The sequence below is a fragment of the Candidatus Omnitrophota bacterium genome (genome assembly GCA_041650805.1).
GTDB lineage: Bacteria > Omnitrophota > Gorgyraeia > 2-01-FULL-45-10 > 2-01-FULL-45-10 > JBAZKM01.
This window is the reverse complement of sequence record JBAZKM010000007.1, coordinates 1-21,441: the sequence shown is the minus strand read 5'-3', so window position 1 is coordinate 21,441 and position 21,441 is coordinate 1. Positions and strand designations below refer to the sequence as shown.

The following is a 21,441-nucleotide window of genomic DNA, read 5'->3' as shown; positions in this document are numbered from 1 at the left end:
GGCATTATAATATGCTCGCACCCATAATAGACACGTTCGTATCGCTCGCCTCGCCGCGGCTTTTGAGCCGGGCCGCCAGGGTGATCCCTCCTTCTTTCCTTAGCGCGAAGAACGAGGAGTCCTTCCGGCGCGTCGTCAGGTATGTTTACAAACACTCGAAGTTCTACAGGCGGAAGTTCGACGAGCTCGGGATAGACCCGCGCAGGATAAGAGGGCCGAAGGACCTCGGAGATTTTTACACGCTGCCGGAAGATATAGTTAACCACGCGGAAGAGTTCCTCTGCAAGACCCCCCAGATAGTATTCGAATCGTCCGGGACGACCGGCAGGAATAAGCGGGTGTACTTCACGCAGTGTGAGCTCGACGATATAGGCAAGATCAACGCCATGGGCTTCTTCCTCTGGGGCCTCAAATCGACCGACAGGATAGTGAACGCCTTCGATTTTTGCATATGGATACCCGGGATAGTGACGCAGAAGGGCATAGAGAAGTCCGGTATCTTCAGCATGGCGGCCGGTAAGGTGGACCCCGTCGAAGTGTATAAGAGGATCCCCGTGCATAATTTTAACGTCGTCATAGGAGAGCCGACGTGGCTCATAAAATTGACCGAAATAGCGGAAAAGAACGGCGCCTATCCTTTAAAATTCCTGATCGGCGCCGCGGAGACGATGCCTGCGGCAGCGCGGCCGTGGATGGAGAAGGTGTGGCCCGGGGTCCAGATAAGGATGATATACGCGTCCGTGGAGTCCGGCGGGGTGATCGGCTCCGAGCTCTCTTCCGTATGCGGCGGCTATCATATAGATGAGAACGATTTTCTCGTAGAGATCGCCGACCCGGACCATGAGGGGTACGGAGAGGTGACGTTCACCACCCTCACCCGCACCGCCATGCCGCTGGTCCGTTACAGGAACAGGGATATAAGCAGGATCATAGAGGAGAAGTGCCCGTGCGGCGTGAAGTTCAGGCGCCTGGCCCCGACGCGCGGGAGGGCGGACGAGATGGTCATCGCCGCAGCCGGGAACCTCTACCCGCTCATGTTCCAGGAGATATTGAAGGACGTGAAGGGCCTGGCCACCGACTGGCAGGTGATCTTCCGTCTCCACGGGCTTAAAGAGACGATGGAGTTCAACCTGGAACTGGCGGATGAGAGCATCTCCAAAGACGCGATCAAAGAGAAGGTCCTTTCTAACATACATCTCCTCTATCCCGACATATGGAAGAACCTTTCGATAGGGATATTCTATATCGATTTCGTCTACCATAAGCCCGGCACGCTCCGCGTGAACAGGAAATTGATCCGCCTCCTGGACAAGCGGTATGTCCCGTAAAAATGTACGCATACTGAACTTCGATTCCAGCATCACCCGGCAGAAAACCCTGATCGAGAAGTACGCCCCCGATATAGTAGACCTCACCGATATAGGACCCGCGGCGCGTATGTGGTTCAGCGACAATAGCGAGGGTGAGATCAACCGCCGCCTGGACCTCCGCCCCCCGGCCGCCATAAATCTTTTGGGCTCCGGAGATTTTCATCACGTGAGCCGTCTCCTGATAGAGAGGATCGACGGACCGTTATGCGTCATCGGTTTCGACATGCACCCCGATTGGGATATCCTGCCGCCGCGCCTTGCGTGCGGGTCCTGGGTGAACGGCGCGCTTGAGAACAGGAATGTCCTTAAATTCCTTCTCATAGGCGCATCTTCGGACGATCTTTCCGCCCCGTGGATAGAGTCAGGCAATATAGGGGCTTTCCGGGACGGCCGGCTCGAGATATACCCCTACTCTCATGCGCCTTCATATGTCTTCTTCAGGGATGTGCCGGAGAACCTGTCCGTAATAGTAGAGAAGATGCTCTTCTTCAGGAGGATATGGTGGACGGAACTCGCAGGGAAGAACATGACGGATTTCTTCCGGGGCGTATTGGAACGTCTTCCGTCGCGGAAGGTCTATGTGACCATAGACAAGGACTGCCTGAAGAGAGAATATGCTTTCACCAACTGGGAAGCGGGAAGGTCTACCCTGGAAGAGGTGCTGTCGATCCTGCGGCTCATAAAGGAGAAGACGGATATCGTCGGGGCGGATATAACCGGGGACTATTCGCCCGTCCGTGTGAAGGGCGTGTTAAAGAAGATGGCGTCGTATATAGACCACCCGAAAGGCCGGGGAACCGTAGCGGCAGATGATGATCTCCGGAGGGAGACGAACGAGTCGACGAACCTCCGTATCCTGGAAGCGCTCAGCTGACAGCGACCAGGAAGACGCCGGCCACCACCAGGAGGGTCCCCACAAGCTTCATCAGGTCTATCTTCTCGTCCAGGAATATCCTCGCCGCTACCATGGCGACTATATACTGCATGCTGTCTATAGGAAAGGCGATACTTAGGTCCGTCTGGGCTAGTGCCACCAGCCATATCACCATCCCCGCAGCCATCGCCGCGAGGCCTGACCATATCGTGTATGTGGAGAGGATATCCTTCACAAAGGTGAGATAGGAAGCCATGCTCCTCAGATCAGGCGTAGCCACCTTATTCGCGCTCTTCTTGAATAGTATCTGCCCCGCCGTTCCCCATAATTCCGCGACCAGGATTATAATTATTATCTTCAGCATCATCGGTCCCCGTCTCTTTTATGGCTGCTCTTAGATACAAAATGTATGCCCGCCACTATCAGCGCTATCCCGAGCCACCTCTCCGGCCCGACATCTTCGCCCAGGAATATCATTGAGAATACGGGTATGAATATATAGCTGGTGCTTCCGACGGGGAAGGCGATGCTCAGGTCGATGCGCGAGAGGACGGTTATCCAGATGAAGAAGTTCACTATATATACGGCTATTCCCAGCCAGACGAGCGCGGATGAGGAGTTTCTTGAGAGGAATTCCAGTATATTGCCGAAATTGACGGAATTTATACCCGTCTCGAGCAACCCTTTTTTAAAGAATATCTCCGCTATGCTCTCGCCGAGGTCGGTCATAACTATCATGGCGAATATCTTCAGTGTGACGGGATTTCTCTTCACGCCTGTATGCTCCCTCTTTTGTAAAATAAGCGGAAAACAGCGACATTATACCATGCCATAGCCCCTTTTTAACCTATTTTTTTCTTGACAAAAGGCACGGGGGGACTATAATCGATACAAAATCTTTTTGAGACGTGTTTATAAAAATCTCAGGGAAAGGAGGTTATAGATGAAGAGGGGATTATGGGTTGTCCTTTTAACGGGACTTGTCATTATGTCCGTCACATTTTTTGGATGTAAATCAAGAGCGGCGAAGACACAGGAAGAAGCTATCATAGAGAGCACGCCTGGCGTAATTTCGACCGAGGAGACGATGACCATGCCTGTCACCGAACCTGCCCAGACGGTGGCGACAGAGACGATTCCTCCGACGGCCGCAGCGGGCAAGATAGAGATGCCGGCAGCCGTACCGCAGGAAGGCCTGAACCGCGATAAAGAGATCCAGACAGCGCTTAAGAATGCCGGTCTTTATACGGGCGCCATAGACGGTAAGATAGGCCCGAAGACGAAAGCGGCTATCGAGGAGTTCCAGAAGCAGAAAGGCCTGAAGGTCGACGGAAAAGTAGGGCCGAAGACCTGGGCGGAGCTCGAGAAGTACCTTGTGCAACAATAAAGCAGTAGGAAAGAGGGGTATTTAGATGAGGATATTTTCCCTGTGTCTTATCGCGGCGGTGCTTTTTAGTTCAGCAGGGTGCGGTATTTCGAAAGATAAGTATGAGACCCTTCTCAACGAAAAGATCATGCTTGAGGAAAAGGCATCGGTGCTCGTGAAGGCCAAAGACGCCCTGAAGAACGAGTACGACAACCTTCTGAAAGAGAAGATGGACCTGGCGACCAGGGTCGAGACCACGGCTAACGAAAAGAATGCGCTGAAGAGCGAATACGATAAGTTACTTGATGAAAAGATCGCGCTCAAGGCCTCATACGATAAGCTGCTGGCAGACAGTAAGAAAACGACACCCTGATCGTCGCGATCCGGATAGTACGGTCTATTTGCGTATTATATTGATATTTATAAGAGGCACATACTCACAGTGGGGTTACGCTTGAGCATGTGCCTCTTTAACTTACGCTTGACTTTTGTCCGGGCGATATGGTATATTAAAATCCCCTTAAAGAAGGAGGTAAGATATGCGATGCCGTAGTCTGTTCTGCTCTATCCTCGTGCTTATGTTCGCCGCCATGGCCGTCACCCCGGCGTTTTCGGAAGAGACGGACGAACCGGCCGTCCCGGATGCGTCCCAATCGAAAGACCTGTCCGTTTACGGCGAGATCCAATCCGTCAATACATTTGCCAATTCCGTCACTATACAGTATTACGATTATGATACTGACGAGGAGAAGACGAGCGAGATAATGCTCGATAAGAATACAAGGCTCGAGAACGCCGCCGCCCTGGGCGAGATAAATAAAGGCGACTGGGCCGATATCACCTACTCGGCCGGTGACGGTAAATCGACCGCCAGGGTGATAGCCGTTGAAAAAGAGACGATGGAGCCCGAGGATGCAGGGTCACCTGTTCCGCCGGCGGAAGAAGAGTAAATAGTTCAAATGGCGCGTCCGATAGTGCGGCGCGCCGCGACCTTATCCATACATAATATAAGTTCCAGGATAGAGTAATGTGCTGTGAGATATGCCCCCGGTATGTAAGCTGCGAAGAAGAGGGGCACCTAGATAATACGTGCTGTACCGCCTGTCCCGAGCAGGTCTCCTGTTCCGGCGGTGAAGCGTCGGACCAGGAGGAGACGGCAGGGGAAGAGGACGAACTTAACGACATCTGAAGGAGGCGACCGATATGGCAAAAGATATCGCCAGGCAGAATCCGCAACCGTTGAAGATAAGAGAGAGAAAAGAGTTCAGATTTCCCCAGGGATACGGCGACAACAAGATAGTGCTCCTGGTCAGGGACCCCTGGTGGATATTCGCGTATTGGGAGATAAGGCGCGATAAAGAGGAGAGCGTCATAGGGAGCATACGCAGCTCCGGAGACGACGTCGCTAAATCTATACTCCGCATATATGACGTAACGGACATCAATTTCAACGGTCAGAACGCCCACTCCTACTTCGATATAGACCTCAAGGGGCTCGCAAGCAACTGGTATATAAATGTCGGTAACCCGGACAGGAGCTGGGTCGTCGATATAGGCATACTCTCCAAAAAAGGTAATTTCTATCTGCTGGCCCGGTCGAATGTAGTCAAGACGCCGCGGTTCGGGATGTCGGACAAGCTCGATGCCGAATGGATGATGTCGGAGGATGAATACTGGAAGATGTTCGGCCTCTCCGGGGGGTTCGGTGTCGGCAAGGGATCTCTCGAGGTGAGGGAGATGATCAAGAAGCGTCTCGAGGAGCAGGTCTCCTCGGGCGGCATATCGAGCGGAGCGTCTTTTTACAGGAAGCCGGGGGAGAGAAAATTCTGGCTTGTGGTCAATACGGAGCTTATCGTATACGGCGCAACGGAACCGGATGCCAGGGTGACGGTGCAGGGGAAAGAGATAAAGTTAAGGCCCGACGGGTCTTTTGCCTTAAGGTTCGCGCTGCCTGACGGAAAGCAGGTGATCCCCGTGGAGGCCACCTCAAAAGACGGGATAGACCGCCGCCGTATCACTCCCATAGTAACACGGAAGACAGAGTAGGCGTATGCCCAAAGGATATCTCGCAATAGTTCTTCACGCCCACCTGCCGTACGTCCGTCATCCCGAATTCGAAGATTTTCTCGAAGAGGATTGGCTTTTTGAAGCCATCACCGAGACCTACGTACCCCTCGTAAAGATATTCGACCAGCTGATAAAGGACGGAGTCGATTTCAAGCTGACGGTGTCGTTGTCGCCCACCCTGATCTCCATGCTGATGGACCCGCTCCTCCAGTCAAAGTATGTCAAACATCTCGACAAACTGATCGAACTGTCCGCCAAAGAGATAGACAGGACCACGTGGGAAGGCCAGTTCAATGCCCTGGCGCGCATGTACCACTCGCAATTCCTCGAGACGCGGCATATATTCGTCGACCGCTATAAGAGGAATCTCGTGGAGGCATTCAAGCACTTTCAGAATGAGGGGCGGCTTGAGGTCATCACGTGCTGTGCTACGCACGGCTATCTGCCGCTTATGGAGGTTGAGCGCAAGGCATCCGTCACCGCCCAGGTGCGGGTGGCATCCGGCCTTTACGAGAAGGTATTCGGTAAAAAGCCGCTGGGCATATGGCTCCCGGAGTGCGGCTACAATCCCGGCGACGACGAGATATTGAAAAAGGAGGGGATAAAGTACTTCTTCGTAGATACCCACGGCATACTCTTCGGTTCGCCGCGGCCGCGGTTCGGCGTTTTCAGCCCGTACCTTTGCAAGAGCGGCGTCGCGGCGATAGGGAGGGATGTCGAGTCGTCGAAGGCGGTATGGAGCGCCAAGGAGGGATACCCGGGCGATTACAACTACAGGGAGTTCTACCGCGATATAGGGTTCGACCTCGATTACGATTACATCAGACCCTACATAAACGCCGACGGGGTCAGGATAAATACCGGCATCAAATACTACAGGATAACGGGCGAGACGAACCGCAAGGAGCCGTATTCCCAGGAACGCGCCCGGGATACCGCCTCTTTCCATGCCGGCAACTTCATGTTCAACAGGGAGAAGCAGGTGGAGCACCTGGCCCACCAGATGGGCGACCGGCTCCCCATGATAGTAGCCCCTTACGATGCAGAGCTTTTCGGGCACTGGTGGTACGAGGGGCCCCAGTGGCTCGATTTCCTTATCCGCAAGATCCGGTATGACCAGAATAATATAGCTCTCACCACGCCGGGCGAATACCTGAAGACGTACAAGAAATACCAGGTCCTCACGCCTTCGGCCTCAAGCTGGGGATGGAAGGGATATAGCGAGGTGTGGCTCGAGGGCTCCAACGACTGGATATACCGCCATCTCCATAAGATGGTCGAACGCATGGTCGAAGCCGCAAGGAATAACCCCAACGCGAAAGGGATGCTTCTCAGGGCGCTGAACCAGATGGCGCGGGAACTCCTGCTTGCGCAGTCGAGCGACTGGGCCTTCATCATGAAGACGGGGTCGCATGTCTCGTACGCGGTAGAACGCTTCAGGGAGCATGCCGAACACTTCACCGAGATATATGAAGAGGTGAAGGAGGGCTCGCTTGACGAGGAATATATCAGGCGCTGCGAAGACAAATACAACCTGTTCCCGGATATCGACTACTCCGTATACGGCGTGTGACGATCTATGGATGCGTATAAAAAAATAGATATCGCTTTCCTGTGGCACATGCACCAGCCGTTCTATAAAGACCCCATCTCGGGAAAGTACCTTATGCCCTGGGTGCGGCTCCACGGCATAAAAGATTATTTCCCCATGGCCGCCCTCCTGGAAGATTTCAACAACGTAAAGGCGACATTCAATCTCGTCCCGTCCCTCATCGAGCAGATAAACGATTATGTCCGTAATGATGCCAGCGACATCTTCCTCGACCTCACTGCGAAGAGGGCGAGCGCGCTGACGCTTGACGAAAAGGCGCAGATTCTGGAGAATTTCTTCAGGGTGAATTTCAAACATTTCATAGAGCCGAACGCGCGCTATTCGGAGCTCCTGATAAAGAAGGGCCTCAAGGATACCGCCTTCACGGGGCTCAAGAGGATAGCCAGGGGCTTCTCCGATCACGATATGCGCGACCTCCAGGTCCTCTTTAACCTCGCGTGGTTCCATTCTATAAGCATCGATGACGATATAAACCTGAAAGACCTCATCGATAAGGGTTCGTCTTATACCGAAGAGGACAAAGAGTACGTAATAGCCAAGCAGAAAGAGATCATGGGCCAGATCCTGCCTCTGTATAAGAGGCTACAGGACGCCGGCCGTATAGAGATAAGCACAACGCCGTTCTACCACCCCATCTTACCGCTCCTCTGTGATACGTCCGCAGCCCGCGCATCCTCTCCTTATATGAAACTTCCGAAGAAGAGGTTCTCCCACCCGGAGGATGCCAACTGGCACATAGCCGAGGCCCTGAAATACTGCGCCGACGAATTCGGCCAGGCGCCGAGAGGCATGTGGCCTTCGGAGGGGAGCGTCTCGGACGCGGCGCTCGACCTGATGATAGCCAACGGCGTCGACTGGGCCGCAACCGACGAAGACATATTGTTCAAGACGCTCGCCCTTTACGATAAGAAATACCGGGATTCCGGCGCCATCGACAGGCGGCTCATATATCAGCCGTACAGGATGAAGAGGGACTCAAGGCATATGACGCTCGTCTTCCGCGACAAGAACCTTTCCGATATGATAAGTTTCAGCTACAACTCCTGGGACCCCGCGCAGGCGGCCGAGGACCTGACCGGCCACTTCAGGCGCATATCCGATAACCTGAGGCGCGATACCGATAGCGGGATAGTCACCATCGCCATGGACGGTGAAAATGCCTGGGAGTATTACGAAGACAACGGCAGGCGTTTCTTCGAGACGCTGTACGCCCGTCTGGACGATGCGGATGAGCCGTTCGAATCGACCACGATAAGCGATTATCTGGCCGTCGAGCCGGCCAGGAAGACGTTGACGAATATATTCCCGGCATCCTGGATAAACCACAATTTTGAGATATGGATAGGCGAAGAACAGGATAACGTTTCGTGGGAATACCTCGACAGGGTGAGGAGAGATCTGATGCGCTTTACCAAGGCGTCCCAGAAAGACAGAAAGGCGTACGGCGAGGATATACAGAAGGCGTGGAGGGAATTCTACATCGCCGAGGGGAGCGACTGGAACTGGTGGTACGGCGGCAAGGCGCACGCCGGGAAACTGAACCCGTTCGATGTCCTTTACAGGACGCACCTCAGGAACGTATATAAGTTCCTGAAAAAACCTGTCCCGGATTTTTTGAAGATTTCTATTGCATAATAAAGAGAAATTGATATAATGGATATAATATGAAAGGAGGTTGTTGTTATGGCAAGGACATCCTTTAAACTCGGGAAATCTTCCAACCCTACGATGACGAAGGAAGATTTGAGTAAGCTCATAGAGAAGAAGGCATACGAGCTCTATGAAAAGAGAGGCCGCAAGGCCGGTCATTCTCAGGACGACTGGTTAGAGGCAGAGAGGATCATAAAGGGAAAGCTCTGCAGGTAATCGTCCCTAAAAGGTTTATTTAAAGTTTCAAGAATAATGATCGGATCCCGGGAGATTCGGTCTTTATATTCTTAAGGCAAGGTTTGTATACAGACCTTGCCTTTTTTTATGCGTGAATCGGCGAAGCGTCCGTTTTTTTTGTAATTCATATGGTTATATGATATAATTATATCAATTATATGAAAGATTTTCTGCTCGCCTTTATCCCTATATTTGTAGCTATGGACGCGATAGGGGTGCTTCCGCTCTTTATCGGTTTCACCGAACACCTGACGAAACGCGAGAAGAGCAAAATAGTGACCCAGTCCATAATCACCGCTTTTCTCGTGGGGGTAACGTTCCTCTTCCTGGGGAAATGGATATTCAGGATACTCGGTGTCCTCGTATCCGATTTCAAGATCGCCGGGGGGCTTGTGCTCCTCGTGATATCGTTGAGGGATATCCTGCAGCACGAAAAGACGCAAAAGCTCCCTACCGCCACCATGGGCGCTGTCCCCATAGGGACGCCCCTCATAACGGGTCCGGCGGTCCTCACGACCATCATAATACTCCTCGATACTCACGGTATCTTCCTTACAGTATCGTCCTTCGTAGTGAACCTCGTGCTGGTATGGATCACTTTTTCGTACGCTACGGCTATATCAGATTTTCTCGGTAAGGCCGGGTCGAAGGCCTTCTCCAAGATAGCGAGCCTTCTCCTGGCGGCCATAGCCGTCATGATGATGAGAAAAGGCCTCGTAGACACCATCACCTACTTCCTGAGCGCCAGAGGGTAGTATACTTTTAGCGAAACTTTCAGTCCCGGAGGGTTGTCATGAACATAATGATCGTAGGTTGCGGCAGGGTGGGGTCACAGCTCGCGCTTCTGCTGTCGCAGGAAGGGCATAACGTCACCATAATAGACAAAAGCCAGGATTCGTTCAAGCGGCTCGGCGCGACCTTCAACGGTATAGCGGCTGTCGGGAACGGGTTTGACGAGAAGCTCCTCAAGGAACTTAAGGTAGATAAACAGGATGCCTTCGTATCCGTGACGAGCGGTGACAACACGAACCTGATGGCGAGCCAGATAGCGAAGAAGATATTCAAGGTGCCGAGGGTCATAGCGCGTGTCTATGACCCCAAGAGGGCGAACATATACCGCAAGCTGGGGCTCGATACCATAAGCGGGACGGTCCTCGTCGCGGCCATGATAAGGGATAAGATCATAGAGAACCGTTTCACAAGCTATCTCGTAGAGACCGGCGAGCTCGGTGTCATCGAGGTCCCTATAGACGAACATCTGAAGGGCAGACAGGTGAAGGAGCTCAATATGCCCGATGAATTTATGGTCGTTACGATCGAGCGCAAGAAGAAGGTCATCATCCCCCAGCTGGAGACGAGGCTGGAGCTGAATGACAAGGTGATGGGCGTGGTCAGGACGACGAGCCTCGGCAAGGTCAAAAATACGTTCAAATTATAGGATAAACCCCCGAAGGAGATCGTGCCATGTATATAGTCATAGTAGGCGGAGGGAGGGTAGGATTTAACCTGGCTCAAAAACTCATTCAGGATAAACACGCGGTAGCGGTGATAGAGAAGGATAAGGTGCAGTGCGAGGGTATGTCGCAGAACCTGGACGCGCTGGTGATCCATGGCGACGGCTGCGAACCGCGGTATCTGGAGGATGCCGAGGTGGGCAGGGCCGATGTCGTCGCCGCGGTGACGGCTGAAGACGAGGATAACCTGATAATCTGCCAGCTCGCCAAGGAGGTCTTCGGGGTGCGGCGCACCGTCGCGAGGGTGAATAACCCGAAGAATGAGCGCATATTTAATGAGCTCGGGGTAGACGTCCCGGTCAATTCCACGACCATAATAGCTAAGATAATAGAGGAGGAAGCGTCATTCGAGGATTTCATAAACCTGATGACGTTCAAGAGGGGTAAGCTGGCGCTTGTAAGGGTCGACCTGACGAGCGACTCGCCCGTGATAGACAAGTGCGTGAAAGACGTGCGGGTACCCGAAAATTCCGTCCTCGTCTCCGTCGTGAGGGGTGAGAGCATAATCGTGCCCAAGGGCGAGACGGTCCTGAGGAAGGGCGACGATATAATAGCCCTCACGACTATAGAAAATGAGCAGCAGCTCCTCGATTCCCTGGTAGGCAAGGTGAAAGGTTGACGATGGAACGTTTCAAGGCAGGCATATTTTTTAAGAATATGCTGAATGCCGTCCTAGGTATATCGCTGGAGATATCCCTGGTGTGCTTTTTTATCTTCGCCGGGTTCCTGGTGTGCCTGGTATGGTGGGGTCTCCTCAGATGATCTTACGGCCGGCATTAGAGGACTACAAGATAATAGGGTATTACCTCGGGAAGATCGTCATCGGCATAGGTATCCTGATGCTGATACCTTTTGCCCTGGCTCTCGCATATTCCGAGTTCGAACCGGCGGTAGATTTTTTGCTCGGCATATCGGTCTCTATCCTGGCCGGCCTCATAGCGGTCATCGTATGCTACACGAAGAAGGACCTCTCCGCGATGCATGCCATGGTGGTAGCATCGCTTTCGTGGCTCCTGGCGATGTTCGTATCCGCGATACCCCTATACCTCAGCGGGCACTTCCTGTCTTATCTGGATGCCTGCTTCGAAGCGATGAGCGGTTACGCGACTACGGGATTGTCGCTTGTCGTCGACCTCGACCATATGGCATACTCTCACAATCTCTGGCGCCACCTCACCATGTTCATCGGCGGCCAGGGCATAGTCGTGATAGCGCTTACATTCCTATTTAAAGGGACCGCGGGGGCCTTCAGGGTCTATGTGGGCGAGGCGCGTGATGAGAGGATATTGCCGAACGTAATAGAGACGGCACGTTTCATATGGCTGGTGAGCCTTGTATATCTTCTGCTTGGGAGCGCCGCATTATCTGTCTCGGGTATAATGGGAGGCCTCAAGCCGTCGAAGGCCGTCTTCGATTCCGTATGCGTATTCATAGCGGCATTCGATACCGGAGGTTTCACGCCCCAGTCACAAAGCATCCTCTTCTATCATAACTTCCCGTTCGAGGTGATAACCGTATCTCTAATGCTTCTCGGCTCCGTTAATTTTGCGCTCCACTACGCGGTCTGGACCGGCAACAGGAGAGAGCTTTATAAGAATATAGAGATCGTGACGCTCTTCATAAGCGTGGTGGTGACGCTCTCTATCACCGCCGCCGCTCTTTCGGAGGGGGCGGTCTATGCCGGCGCCATGCCGTTCTTTAAAAAGACGTTCTACCATCTCGCATCGGCCCATACCGGGACAGGGTATTCCACCATATACGCGCGGCAGTTCGTGAACGAATGGGGCCAGTTCGCCATGCTGGGTATAACGATCGCTATGGCCATAGGTGGGAGCGTATGCTCCACGACCGGCGCCATAAAGGTGCTGAGGATAGGCATAATGTACAAGGCGCTGAGGCAGGACATAAAGAAGCTGATGATACCTGATAGCGCGGTACTCATACAGAAGATACACCACATAAAGGACCTCATCCTGGACGATAAGCATGTCAGGGCGTCTGCCATAATTTTACTTTCGTACATAAACTTATATCTATTCGGCACCATAGCCGGTATGATATGCGGCTATCCCTTGAGCGAGGCATCATTTGAATCGGTATCCGCGGCCGCAAATGTGGGTCTCTCCTGCGGTATAACATCACCTTCTATGCCGGCGGCCCTGAAGATCGTTTATATGGCCCAGATGTGGGCGGGACGTCTCGAGTTCATATCTATATTTGTGCTCGGCGGGATGATATTGGCTATATTTAAGGGGAAGAAATGAATAAAGGGTATAGGGCATCGGGTATAGGGTATAGGGTATTTGTTCTTGCGCTTATATCCTGTAGCTTACAGTTTACGGATTGCTACGCCGGGACGGTCACGAGCAGCGATCTGATAGAGAAGGCGAAAGAACTTGACGGTAAACCGGTCCAATACAAGGGCGAAGTCGTGACTGCGATCCTGAACCGCGGGGAATATTCGTGGGTGAACCTGAACGACGGGCGCAATGCCGTAGGGGTATGGGCCAGGACGGCCGATATCGAGCCGGTCAGATTTATCGGCGGCTATAAACGCAAGGGAGACATCCTGGAGGTGGATGGCGTATTCAACCGCGCCTGCCCTGCCCATAACGGTGAGATGGATATCCACGCCAAGGCCGTCAAGGTCATCGAAAAAGGGGAGATAATAAAAGAACATCTGAATAAAAAGAGGTCCGCGCTCTCCTTCATATTGTTCTCGCTCGTCCTTTTGACGGCATTCGTATTCAGGAAAAGGGTATAAGCAAGAGGACCATGGCACATCTATCTGTAAACGGTATAGAGTCCATAAGGGCCAAGGCACAGGCGATGTTCATTAATTTCTCCGGTATCCTGGGTAAGGATGTCCTGTGCGGCGACGGGACGCATCTCGGCCGGTTTTGGGACGTCTCCGTCAGGTCGGGCGAGATATACCCTCGGCTGGACGAGATCATAGTGAAGAGGGGCTCTTTGAGGTCTTCCTACGCGAGCGTACCGTGGTCGAGGGTGGCCGATATAGAGGACGACTTAAGGTTAGATGCCAGGAAGGAAGAGATCGTCTTCTCTCCGGAACCGGGAGAGTATGAGTTCCTCCTGCGCAGGGATGTCCTCGACCAGCAGGTGGTCGATACGTACAATCACAAGGTCATACGCGTGAACGACGTACACCTCCTCAGGGTCGACCGGGACCTCATGCTGGCCCACGTAAATATAGGTTTGAGGGGCCTGGTGCGGCGGATGGGCTGGGAAAGGTGCGTCGATCTCCTGGTAAAAAATATTTTTAAGAAAGAGGCGTATCTTAAGAACGAGGAGCTCGTTTCGTGGAAATATATCCAGCCGGTGTCCGTAAACCCCGCGAGTATGACAATGAAGCTGGCGGTTTCGCAGAAACAGCTCCTGTCGATACCGGCGGCTGACCTGAGCGAGATAATGTTCGACCTCAATTCTGCCAGACGGATGGTCTTTTTCAAGGCCCTGGATGCTATAACGAAGGCCAGGATCTTCGAAAATATAGAGTTCGAAGAGCAGAACATGATATTGAAAGAGCTGGATAAGAAAGAGGCGGCACAGATCATAACCAACATGTCTCCGGATGAGGCTACTGATCTCCTTGAGAACCTGCCCCGCAATATGGTCGAGAATATACTCACGCTTATGGAGTCGGCGAAAGCGAAGAAATTGTCGACCCTCCTTGGGTATTCGAGCGATTCGGCAGGAGGGCTGATGACGACAGATTTCGTATCGATGTCCGAAAGTACGTCCGTAGAATCCGCGATAACATATATAAAGAACGAGACGCGGGAGTTCGATACCGTGCCGTATATCTATGTAGTCGACGAAAAGAACCACCTTAAGGGGGCGACCACGGTAAGACGGCTTCTTTTTGCCGAGCCCAAAGATATTGTCATAAAGACGGTCTTCCAGAAGACGATATACGTCCATCTGAAAGACAGCGTAAAAGAGGTGGCTTACCTGATGGACAAGTATAAGGTCTCCGCGATCCCCGTCGTGGATGAGAAAGGGGTATTGCACGGCATAATCACCATGGATGATATACTGAGCCAGGTCATATCGATCGCCTGGAGAAAGAGGCCGAGGGCGGCGAAGGGGATATGAACGATCAGGAAGGGATCCGGAAACCGGCTCCCTGGAAGAGTTTTCTTATATTTCTGAGCATCATGGGGCCCGGCATCATAACGGCAAATGTCGATAACGACGCCGGCGGCATCACGACGTATTCCGTGGCCGGGGCCCATTTCGGGTATTCGATGTTATGGGTGTTCTTGCCGATGGCCGTTGCCCTCATCGTTATTCAGGAGATGTGCTCCAGGATGGGTGTGGTGACAGGCAAGGGGCTGGCGGACCTGATACGCGAAAAGTTCGGAGTGAAAGTGACCTTTTACGCGATGCTGGCATTCATAATCTCGAACCTGACCAATACCGTATCCGAATTCTCCGGCATAGCGGCCAGTTGCGAGATATTCGGCATACCCCGTTACGTGTCATTGCCGATAGCGGCGGTGCTGGTATGGTGGATAGTGGTCAAGGGCACATATAAGTCAGTAGAGAAGATATTCCTGGCGGCATGCGTCTTCTATTTTTCGTACATCATCACGGGCTTTATGGGCCATCCTGACTGGGGAGCGGTCCTTAAGGAGGCGTCCCATCCTATGTTCAGCTGGCGCCAGGATTACATATTCATGCTCATGGGGGTCATAGGGACCACGATAGCGCCATGGATGCAGTTCTACCAGCAGTCGGCCGTTGTGGAGAAGGGAATACCGGTAAAGGATTATAAGTACGCGCGCCTGGACGTCATAATAGGAGGGATAGTCGTCAGCATAGTCGCGGTATTCATAATCATCTCCTGCGCCGCGACGCTCTTCAAGAGCGGCATAAGGATAGAGAACGCGAAAGACGCGGCCCTTGCGCTCCGGCCGCTGGCCGGCGACCATTGCGCCTCTCTCTTTGCTTTCGGGCTTCTGAACGCGTCCCTCTTCTCCGCCATGATCCTGCCGCTCGCTACCGCCTACTCCGTCTGCGAGGGGCTCGGCTGGGAAACGGGCGTCGATAAACGGTTGAAAGAGGCGCCGCAATTCTATTTCTTATTTACGGCGCTTATAATAATAGGCGCCGGGGTCATAATGATGCCGGGAGTGAACCTGGTGATGGTGATGCTCGTTTCGCAGGCAGCCAACTCCGTTTTTCTGCCTTTTGTCCTGGTATTTATGATCATCCTGATAAATGACAAACATCTCATGGGGGAATACAGGAATTCCGTATTTTTCAATGTCGTCTCCTGGGCCACTTGTATGATCGTGGCAGGATTGACTATCGCTTTAGCCGTCACCGCTTTTTTACCGAAAAGGTAAGGGCCGTCATATCATTAAAGGAGATATATGTCTAAAGTAAGGCGATATTTTGTCACAGGTGTATTGATAACGCTCCCGGTCTTCTTCACCTTCTACTTCCTTTTCATAATATTCAGGTTCATAGACGGCATATGGGGCAAGGTGATAAATTTCTACCTTAAGAAGTATCTCGGTTTCGTCGTCCCGGGCCTCGGTTTCATACTGGGCATATTGACGGTCCTGGTCATAGGGTTTATCGCGACAAATTTCTTTGGTAAGAAGATATTCCGGGCGATCGAGGGGAGATTGATGCGGCTTCCTCTCATCCGCCAGGTCTACCCGGCGACCAAGCAGATAGTTAACTCTTTCATTTCGAAAGATAAACCGGCCTTCAAGAAGGTCGTCCTGGTGGAATACCCGTCAAAAGGGATATGGTCCGTCGCCTTTGTGACCAATGACGGCTTCAGGAATGCCAAAGAAAAGACCGGGAAGGACCTGGTAAGTGTCTTCATCGCGACTAGCCCAAGCCCGTTCACAGGCTTTCTGATATTTGTGCCCAGGGAAGACGTGAAGTTCCTGGACATATCTGTCGAGGAAGGGATCAAACTCATAGTGTCGGGAGGGATAATCAACCCCTAATATATGAAAACGATATTCTGGCTTGTCACGATCATTATATTGCTTATGCTGGCGGCATTGACGGCCGCCTCGGAGACCTCCATCATAGCGGTGAGCCGTCTCAGGCTGCGCCGGCTTGCTTCTACGGGCTCAAAGGCAGCCAAGACCATACTGAAGATACTGGAGACACCCGAAAGATTTTTTGGGACTATCCTTGTAGCGAACAATATCGTCGATACTCTGCTCGCCTCTATAATTACGGTATTGATGATCGCCGTTGTGTCGGACGAAAAGAACGGGGTGGTCCTCGCTACCATAGTAGCCACGTTCCTTATCATAGTAGCGGAAGTGGCCGCAAAGACGCTCGCGGCCAGACATTCCGAAAAACTTTCGCTTTTACTGGTCAGGCCCATAAAGGTCTTCATACTTATATTATCACCCATGGTGAAGGTCCTCGCTGTCATAACGAACGCGATAGTAAATTTGATGAGCGGTCCTGCGGCGGGAAAACAGGCGCTGGTTACGGATGAGGATATAAGGGCGCTGATCAAGCTGGGGGAGGAAGATAATGCGCCTCACAGGGACAAATACAGGATGCTTTCCAAGGTATTCGACTTCGGCGAGACCGTTGTACGCAGCGTGATGACGCCGAAGAAAGAGATGGTCTCTATTGACGTAAATTCCAAGTTCGACGACATCGTTGATGATGTGTTGGAATCGGGTTACTCGCGCATACCCGTATACAGAGATAAGCCCGAGAATATCATAGGCATTATAAATATGAAAGATCTCTTAAGCCTTTCCGCGAATAAAGAGCTGGTCGTCCTGCAGGATATCGTATATCCCGTTACCTTTGTGCCGGACACAAAGAAGGTGACGGAGCTGCTGAAGGAATTTCAGAAAGGGCACACCCACATAGCTCTCGTGACCGATCCTCAAGGGAAGGTCGCGGGTCTCATAACGCTGGAAGATGTGCTGGAAGAGATAGTGGGTGAGATACAGGACGAATACGATATCAGGAATCCCGCATAGATACCGTCCTGTGGCCGGGTCCTACGTGCTCAGATCGTGTATCTTCTCCCAGTTGCCGTTGCCGTATCTGACCCATATACCGTGTTGTGTGCCGAAGTCGATGACCAGGTCGTCTTTGCCGTCTCCGTCAAGGTCCCCGGCGGCCATCAAGTCGGGGCTTACATCGCTCACCAGGTCCCATGTGCCGTCATCGTGCCTGGCCCATATGCCGTAAGAGGCGCCGAAGTCGATCACCATATCATCCTTGCCGTTACCGTCAATGTCTCCCGTGGCAATAGATTCCGGGCTTACATCGCTCACCAGGTCCCATGTCCCGTCATAGTGCCTGGCCCATATGCCGTAATCCGGCCCGAAGTCGATCGCTGTCTCCCCGAGGTTATCCCCATCGAGGTCGCATATAGCCATATGTTCGCAGCTCAAGTTATGCAGCTGACCCCATGAGCCGTTGCCGTACCTCACCCATATCCCGTAAGAGGGGCCGAAGTCCATGGCTATATCGTCTATGGTGTCACCGTCAATATCCCCCGAGGCCATTGAATCGGGGGAGAGCTCATGCAGGCGTTCCCATGAGCCGTTGCCATACCTTGCCCATACCCCGTATGAGGGACCGAAGTTGATGACGGTGTCCCTTATACCATCTCCGTCGGCACGCAATGTAAATATAGGGCCATTGTTTGTTTCAACGCCGGATTTTGTAATTTCAAAGATAGTGACAGATAATTTAGGGATAGTATAACTGAATGAATTGCCGGTGATTGAAGCGGAATACTCTTTCGTTACTATGTTATTTGGATTGTCATTACTGTCTGAGGCAGGCAGCCACCATGTGTATCTGCTGCCCTCGTTCGTAATCTCATTATCATCGCCGATGCTGTTCCCATTCAGCATAAAAACTTTTACTGTGTCAGACGGCACAATTCCGTGTAATTTGACCGATATATTAGCGGGGTAGACCTGGCTCCTATTGATAAAGGTAATGTATATCTTCTTTTTTTCCGCATCTATAGACGCCCAGGAAGTAACGTAAGGGATATCAAAGCCCTGTCCCGGCTGGTCTTTTGCGGGGTCCCTCTGCCACCAGTACGGTGTTATGGTGCTCAACATATCGGACTTTAGTAATCTGGTTCCCAGGTGATCTGCCATCATCCTGAAAAGATAATAAGAAGGCGTTATTTCTATCCCTCCTTCGGGGTTGTTATGGAGCGAGATGATCCCATGGCCAAACCGCTGGCTTGCCAGACTGCTCCAGGAATTCCCTATTGCAACACCCGATTTTATATTATTTTCTATCCAGCTTGCGCGGTGTATGGCGGTGCCTATCCAGTTTTCCTCACCGTACCCCGCATTGCCAAAATAGCCGTATTCCGTTATGGCGAGCGGGATCGAGGCATGGTCAGGGCGGTCTGAAAGATGTTGGTCTATTTTAAAGCGGGCGTAATAAGGCAGGTATATGCTGTGGTCCGCCCCCTCTACAGGATTGCTTTTTCCAAAAGGCGCCTGTACCCATTCTCTTCTGTTGTTTCCGAGATAGTAGCGCCAGGTGTTATTCTCGCCTACCGGGATGCCCAGCCAGTGCTCGATAGGGGGGACAAGCCCCTGTACCGAGTCGTGATAAAACAAATAATAATGGAATATGCTGATGAACCCTATATGGTCATGGGCTATCGGCAGCAGTTTATCGAACCAGTCATTGTTGCTGCCGCCCGACATGGTGTGGATCCCTAATTTTATATTGCCGTTAATGGCATGCACTTTTGTCGCGAAGGCGACAAACTCATTCCCATAGCCATCCAGATCCGTTACATATTGGCCCGTCGCGGCGTCCGTCCACCTCCAGCCGCCGGCATAATAAGGTTCATTGCCGAATTCAAAGTATATCTGGTTGTAGGGTTCTACCCTGCCGCGCGCGGCGCGCAAGTTGGCCCAGTTGTCATCCGGCGTGCTATGTGTCCAGTCGAGCGTCTTCACCTTTTCTGCATAGTCCGGATCCGCCACCCCATCGAGGTATTCGACCATATCCACGTAATATTGCATTGTCTGCCAATCCCAGCCGGTGGCGTCGGTGTTTTCCACATATCCCGGTCTTGTTTTATTAGGTGCGGGTATTCCCCACAGGAGCGTCACCCCGAGCCGTTCGGACATCTTTGCCAGATCGTCTATGGTGCGGAGGTTGTTATCGAAAGTGTATACCGCTTTATATGGATATTGCCATGGCCTTTTGACATTATTACCTATGTAACTGTCATCTACCCGTAATGCATCTACGTGTATCTGCCCCTCCGCCCCGGCTATATCAGATCTCACCGAGCCGAAGTCAACTTCCTGTATATTCGCTCTTGTGGTGAGCGATGCCCTGTCTATTTCTGAACCGTCCAGCCAATAGGCGCATTCGTTATTGCCGTAATATACCTCGATGGAATAATAACGGTCAAGCTCAAGGACAGGCGAGAGGGCCAGCTGTTTTATTTTATTCAGGGTATCGCGGCAGCGTATATCAAGCCGCCTGTCATTGGTAAAACGGACCTCAAAGTTATTATCATTATTCAACAATACCCATCCGGAATTGATCGAGCGAAATGTGCGCGCGCTGTCTATCTTCACATCGAGACGCACATATAGCGGTATCGCAGGTTTCTGGGCGAATATGACCCTCTGGTATGCGTTGGCGGCCTGAGTGCCTTTTATCACCACTCCCGAATGGTCCATATCCGTAGCTTCCCAGTAATCCACCACAAATTTATTACCCTGGTTATGATCGACATTATCGTAAGTTGTATAAAACCCGTCAGGTGGGACGAAAACCTGAGAGGAGCCGTTAAGGCCTTCGAGATTATATGTGGATATCACCGAGCGCTGGTCGATAAGATTGGTATCCCATTTTATGCCCCACCCATTGTCGGAGAGATGCACGCGCCAGCACATCTTTGAAAGGTTGCTATCCTTAGAATAATCATACATGAGCCACAATATGCTTGAGTAATGGTACACTTCGTTGCCTCCGATGACGGTCGGATAGATATCGCGTATCTCCTCTTCGGCGTACACATCCAAAGTAACGTCAGGTGTCACGATAATGAATATCGTCGCTATCTCTGAATCGGCTGCACCGTCATTTACTTTAAAGGTGAATGAATCAGCGCCATAATATTCGGCAGAAGGCGTATATGTGAGATCAGGCAGTGCGCCGGTGAGCGCGCCATAGGCGGGGTATGACACTATCGTATATACTATAGGATCGCCATCAGGGTCGCTTCCCTGAAGCACTATGTCTTTTGGCTGGTTCTGAGACACCTCTATTTGGATTGTCTCCGCGATAGGAGGAGTATTTGCATAAGAGAAGTCGGCTGTGCAAGGGGCTGACACGACGCTCATTAATATTATGGTCATATAACAATATTTTTTTATACACATTTTATTCGCCCTTCCCTCATTTCGCGCTCAACCCATGTATCTCCTCCCATGTGCCGTCCTGATGCTTCGCCCATATACCGTACTCCGATCCGAAGTCGATGACTATATCGCCGAGGTTATCGCCGTCCAGGTCTCCCGTTACGATAGACCCGGGGTCCACATCGCTCACCCTGGTCCATAGGCCGCTATCGCCTAGTATCCATATGCCGTACTCAGGCCCGAAGTCGATCACTATATCGTCCTTGCCGTTACCGTCAATGTCGCCTGAGGCCATAGATTCGGGGGTGGCGGAGCTGAGTAATGCCCAGGTGCCAGTGCCGTACCTGGCCCATATACCGT

Annotated in this window: 24 protein-coding genes; 20 read left to right on the top strand and 4 right to left on the bottom strand. The window is 52.0% G+C overall.

The window, feature by feature from the left end:
* Window positions 1-11: 11 nt before the first annotated feature.
* Together WC515_06045 and WC515_06040 are read left to right on the top strand one after the other, a co-directional pair.
* The gene (locus tag WC515_06045; GenBank protein ID MFA5146911.1) at window positions 12-1,328 is read left to right on the top strand and encodes a hypothetical protein; all 1,317 of its coding nucleotides are present in this window, start codon (window positions 12-14) and stop codon (window positions 1,326-1,328) included.
* The gene (locus WC515_06040) at window positions 1,318-2,244 is read left to right on the top strand and encodes an arginase family protein (GenBank protein MFA5146910.1); all 927 of its coding nucleotides are present in this window, start codon (window positions 1,318-1,320) and stop codon (window positions 2,242-2,244) included. The genes WC515_06045 and WC515_06040 overlap by 11 nt, the downstream gene beginning before the upstream one ends.
* Here WC515_06040 and WC515_06035 read toward each other — a convergent pair.
* Both WC515_06035 and WC515_06030 read right to left on the bottom strand, forming a co-directional pair.
* The gene (locus tag WC515_06035; GenBank protein ID MFA5146909.1) at window positions 2,237-2,611 is read right to left on the bottom strand and encodes an EamA family transporter; all 375 of its coding nucleotides are present in this window, start codon (window positions 2,609-2,611) and stop codon (window positions 2,237-2,239) included. The two genes, WC515_06040 and WC515_06035, sit on opposite strands and share 8 nt — an antisense overlap.
* Window positions 2,608-3,018 (bottom strand): EamA family transporter, encoded by a 411-nt coding sequence (locus tag WC515_06030; protein ID MFA5146908.1) that lies wholly within the window; start codon window positions 3,016-3,018, stop codon window positions 2,608-2,610. Before WC515_06030 ends, WC515_06035 begins: the two co-directional genes overlap by 4 nt.
* A 169-nt stretch (window positions 3,019-3,187) precedes the next feature.
* Here WC515_06030 and WC515_06025 point away from each other — a divergent pair, with 169 nt between their 5' ends.
* The 18 genes from WC515_06025 to WC515_05940 all read left to right on the top strand — a co-directional run bounded on the left by WC515_06025 (window position 3,188) and on the right by WC515_05940 (window position 17,691).
* The gene (locus WC515_06025) at window positions 3,188-3,631 is read left to right on the top strand and encodes a peptidoglycan-binding domain-containing protein (GenBank protein ID MFA5146907.1); all 444 of its coding nucleotides are present in this window, start codon (window positions 3,188-3,190) and stop codon (window positions 3,629-3,631) included.
* Between the two features lie 25 nt (window positions 3,632-3,656).
* Window positions 3,657-3,983 (top strand): hypothetical protein, encoded by a 327-nt coding sequence (locus WC515_06020; GenBank protein MFA5146906.1) that lies wholly within the window; start codon window positions 3,657-3,659, stop codon window positions 3,981-3,983.
* A gap of 166 nt (window positions 3,984-4,149) precedes the next feature.
* Window positions 4,150-4,560 carry a hypothetical protein gene (locus WC515_06015; protein MFA5146905.1) on the top strand — a complete coding sequence of 137 codons (411 nt, stop codon included), beginning with the start codon at window positions 4,150-4,152 and terminating at the stop codon, window positions 4,558-4,560.
* 77 nt (window positions 4,561-4,637) lie between these two features.
* Window positions 4,638-4,799, top strand: coding sequence for a hypothetical protein (locus WC515_06010; GenBank protein MFA5146904.1), 162 nt, complete (start codon window positions 4,638-4,640; stop codon window positions 4,797-4,799).
* A 14-nt stretch (window positions 4,800-4,813) separates the two neighbouring features.
* On the top strand, window positions 4,814-5,656 hold the full coding sequence (locus WC515_06005; protein MFA5146903.1) for a DUF4912 domain-containing protein: 843 nt from the start codon (window positions 4,814-4,816) through the stop codon (window positions 5,654-5,656).
* 4 nt (window positions 5,657-5,660) lie between these two features.
* Complete coding sequence (locus tag WC515_06000) at window positions 5,661-7,250, top strand: 1,4-alpha-glucan branching protein domain-containing protein (GenBank protein ID MFA5146902.1); 1,590 nt, start codon at window positions 5,661-5,663, stop codon at window positions 7,248-7,250.
* Between the two features lie 6 nt (window positions 7,251-7,256).
* On the top strand, window positions 7,257-8,924 hold the full coding sequence (locus tag WC515_05995; GenBank protein ID MFA5146901.1) for a glycoside hydrolase family 57 protein: 1,668 nt from the start codon (window positions 7,257-7,259) through the stop codon (window positions 8,922-8,924).
* A gap of 48 nt (window positions 8,925-8,972) precedes the next feature.
* A complete protein-coding gene (locus WC515_05990; GenBank protein ID MFA5146900.1) occupies window positions 8,973-9,155 on the top strand; it encodes a DUF2934 domain-containing protein in 183 nt (60 codons plus the stop codon).
* Between the two features lie 179 nt (window positions 9,156-9,334).
* Complete coding sequence (locus WC515_05985) at window positions 9,335-9,931, top strand: MarC family protein (GenBank protein MFA5146899.1); 597 nt, start codon at window positions 9,335-9,337, stop codon at window positions 9,929-9,931.
* A 38-nt stretch (window positions 9,932-9,969) separates the two neighbouring features.
* Window positions 9,970-10,614, top strand: a complete 645-nt coding sequence (locus WC515_05980) for a TrkA family potassium uptake protein (protein ID MFA5146898.1) — start codon at window positions 9,970-9,972, stop codon at window positions 10,612-10,614.
* A 26-nt stretch (window positions 10,615-10,640) separates the two neighbouring features.
* Window positions 10,641-11,309 carry a TrkA family potassium uptake protein gene (locus WC515_05975; GenBank protein ID MFA5146897.1) on the top strand — a complete coding sequence of 223 codons (669 nt, stop codon included), beginning with the start codon at window positions 10,641-10,643 and terminating at the stop codon, window positions 11,307-11,309.
* A 2-nt stretch (window positions 11,310-11,311) separates the two neighbouring features.
* Entirely contained in the window at window positions 11,312-11,452 is a 141-nt protein-coding gene (locus WC515_05970; GenBank protein ID MFA5146896.1) for a hypothetical protein, read from the top strand.
* Window positions 11,449-12,954, top strand: a complete 1,506-nt coding sequence (locus tag WC515_05965) for a TrkH family potassium uptake protein (protein ID MFA5146895.1) — start codon at window positions 11,449-11,451, stop codon at window positions 12,952-12,954. The genes WC515_05970 and WC515_05965 overlap by 4 nt, the downstream gene beginning before the upstream one ends.
* The gene (locus WC515_05960; GenBank protein MFA5146894.1) at window positions 12,951-13,454 is read left to right on the top strand and encodes a DNA-binding protein; all 504 of its coding nucleotides are present in this window, start codon (window positions 12,951-12,953) and stop codon (window positions 13,452-13,454) included. Before WC515_05965 ends, WC515_05960 begins: the two co-directional genes overlap by 4 nt.
* 11 nt (window positions 13,455-13,465) lie before the next feature.
* On the top strand, window positions 13,466-14,806 hold the full coding sequence (locus WC515_05955; GenBank protein MFA5146893.1) for a CBS domain-containing protein: 1,341 nt from the start codon (window positions 13,466-13,468) through the stop codon (window positions 14,804-14,806).
* Window positions 14,803-16,062 (top strand): Nramp family divalent metal transporter, encoded by a 1,260-nt coding sequence (locus WC515_05950; protein MFA5146892.1) that lies wholly within the window; start codon window positions 14,803-14,805, stop codon window positions 16,060-16,062. Before WC515_05955 ends, WC515_05950 begins: the two co-directional genes overlap by 4 nt.
* Before the next feature lie 27 nt (window positions 16,063-16,089).
* Entirely contained in the window at window positions 16,090-16,680 is a 591-nt protein-coding gene (locus tag WC515_05945; GenBank protein MFA5146891.1) for a DUF502 domain-containing protein, read from the top strand.
* A gap of 3 nt (window positions 16,681-16,683) precedes the next feature.
* A complete protein-coding gene (locus WC515_05940; GenBank protein MFA5146890.1) occupies window positions 16,684-17,691 on the top strand; it encodes a hemolysin family protein in 1,008 nt (335 codons plus the stop codon).
* Window positions 17,692-17,712: 21 nt separating this feature from the next.
* Here the strand turns inward: WC515_05940 and WC515_05935 are convergent, their stop codons facing one another.
* Complete coding sequence (locus WC515_05935; GenBank protein MFA5146889.1) at window positions 17,713-21,063, bottom strand: Ig-like domain-containing protein; 3,351 nt, start codon at window positions 21,061-21,063, stop codon at window positions 17,713-17,715.
* Window positions 21,064-21,118: 55 nt separating this feature from the next.
* Window positions 21,119-21,441 (bottom strand): hypothetical protein (locus WC515_05930; GenBank protein MFA5146888.1); only part of this gene is annotated, 323 nt, incomplete at its 5' end.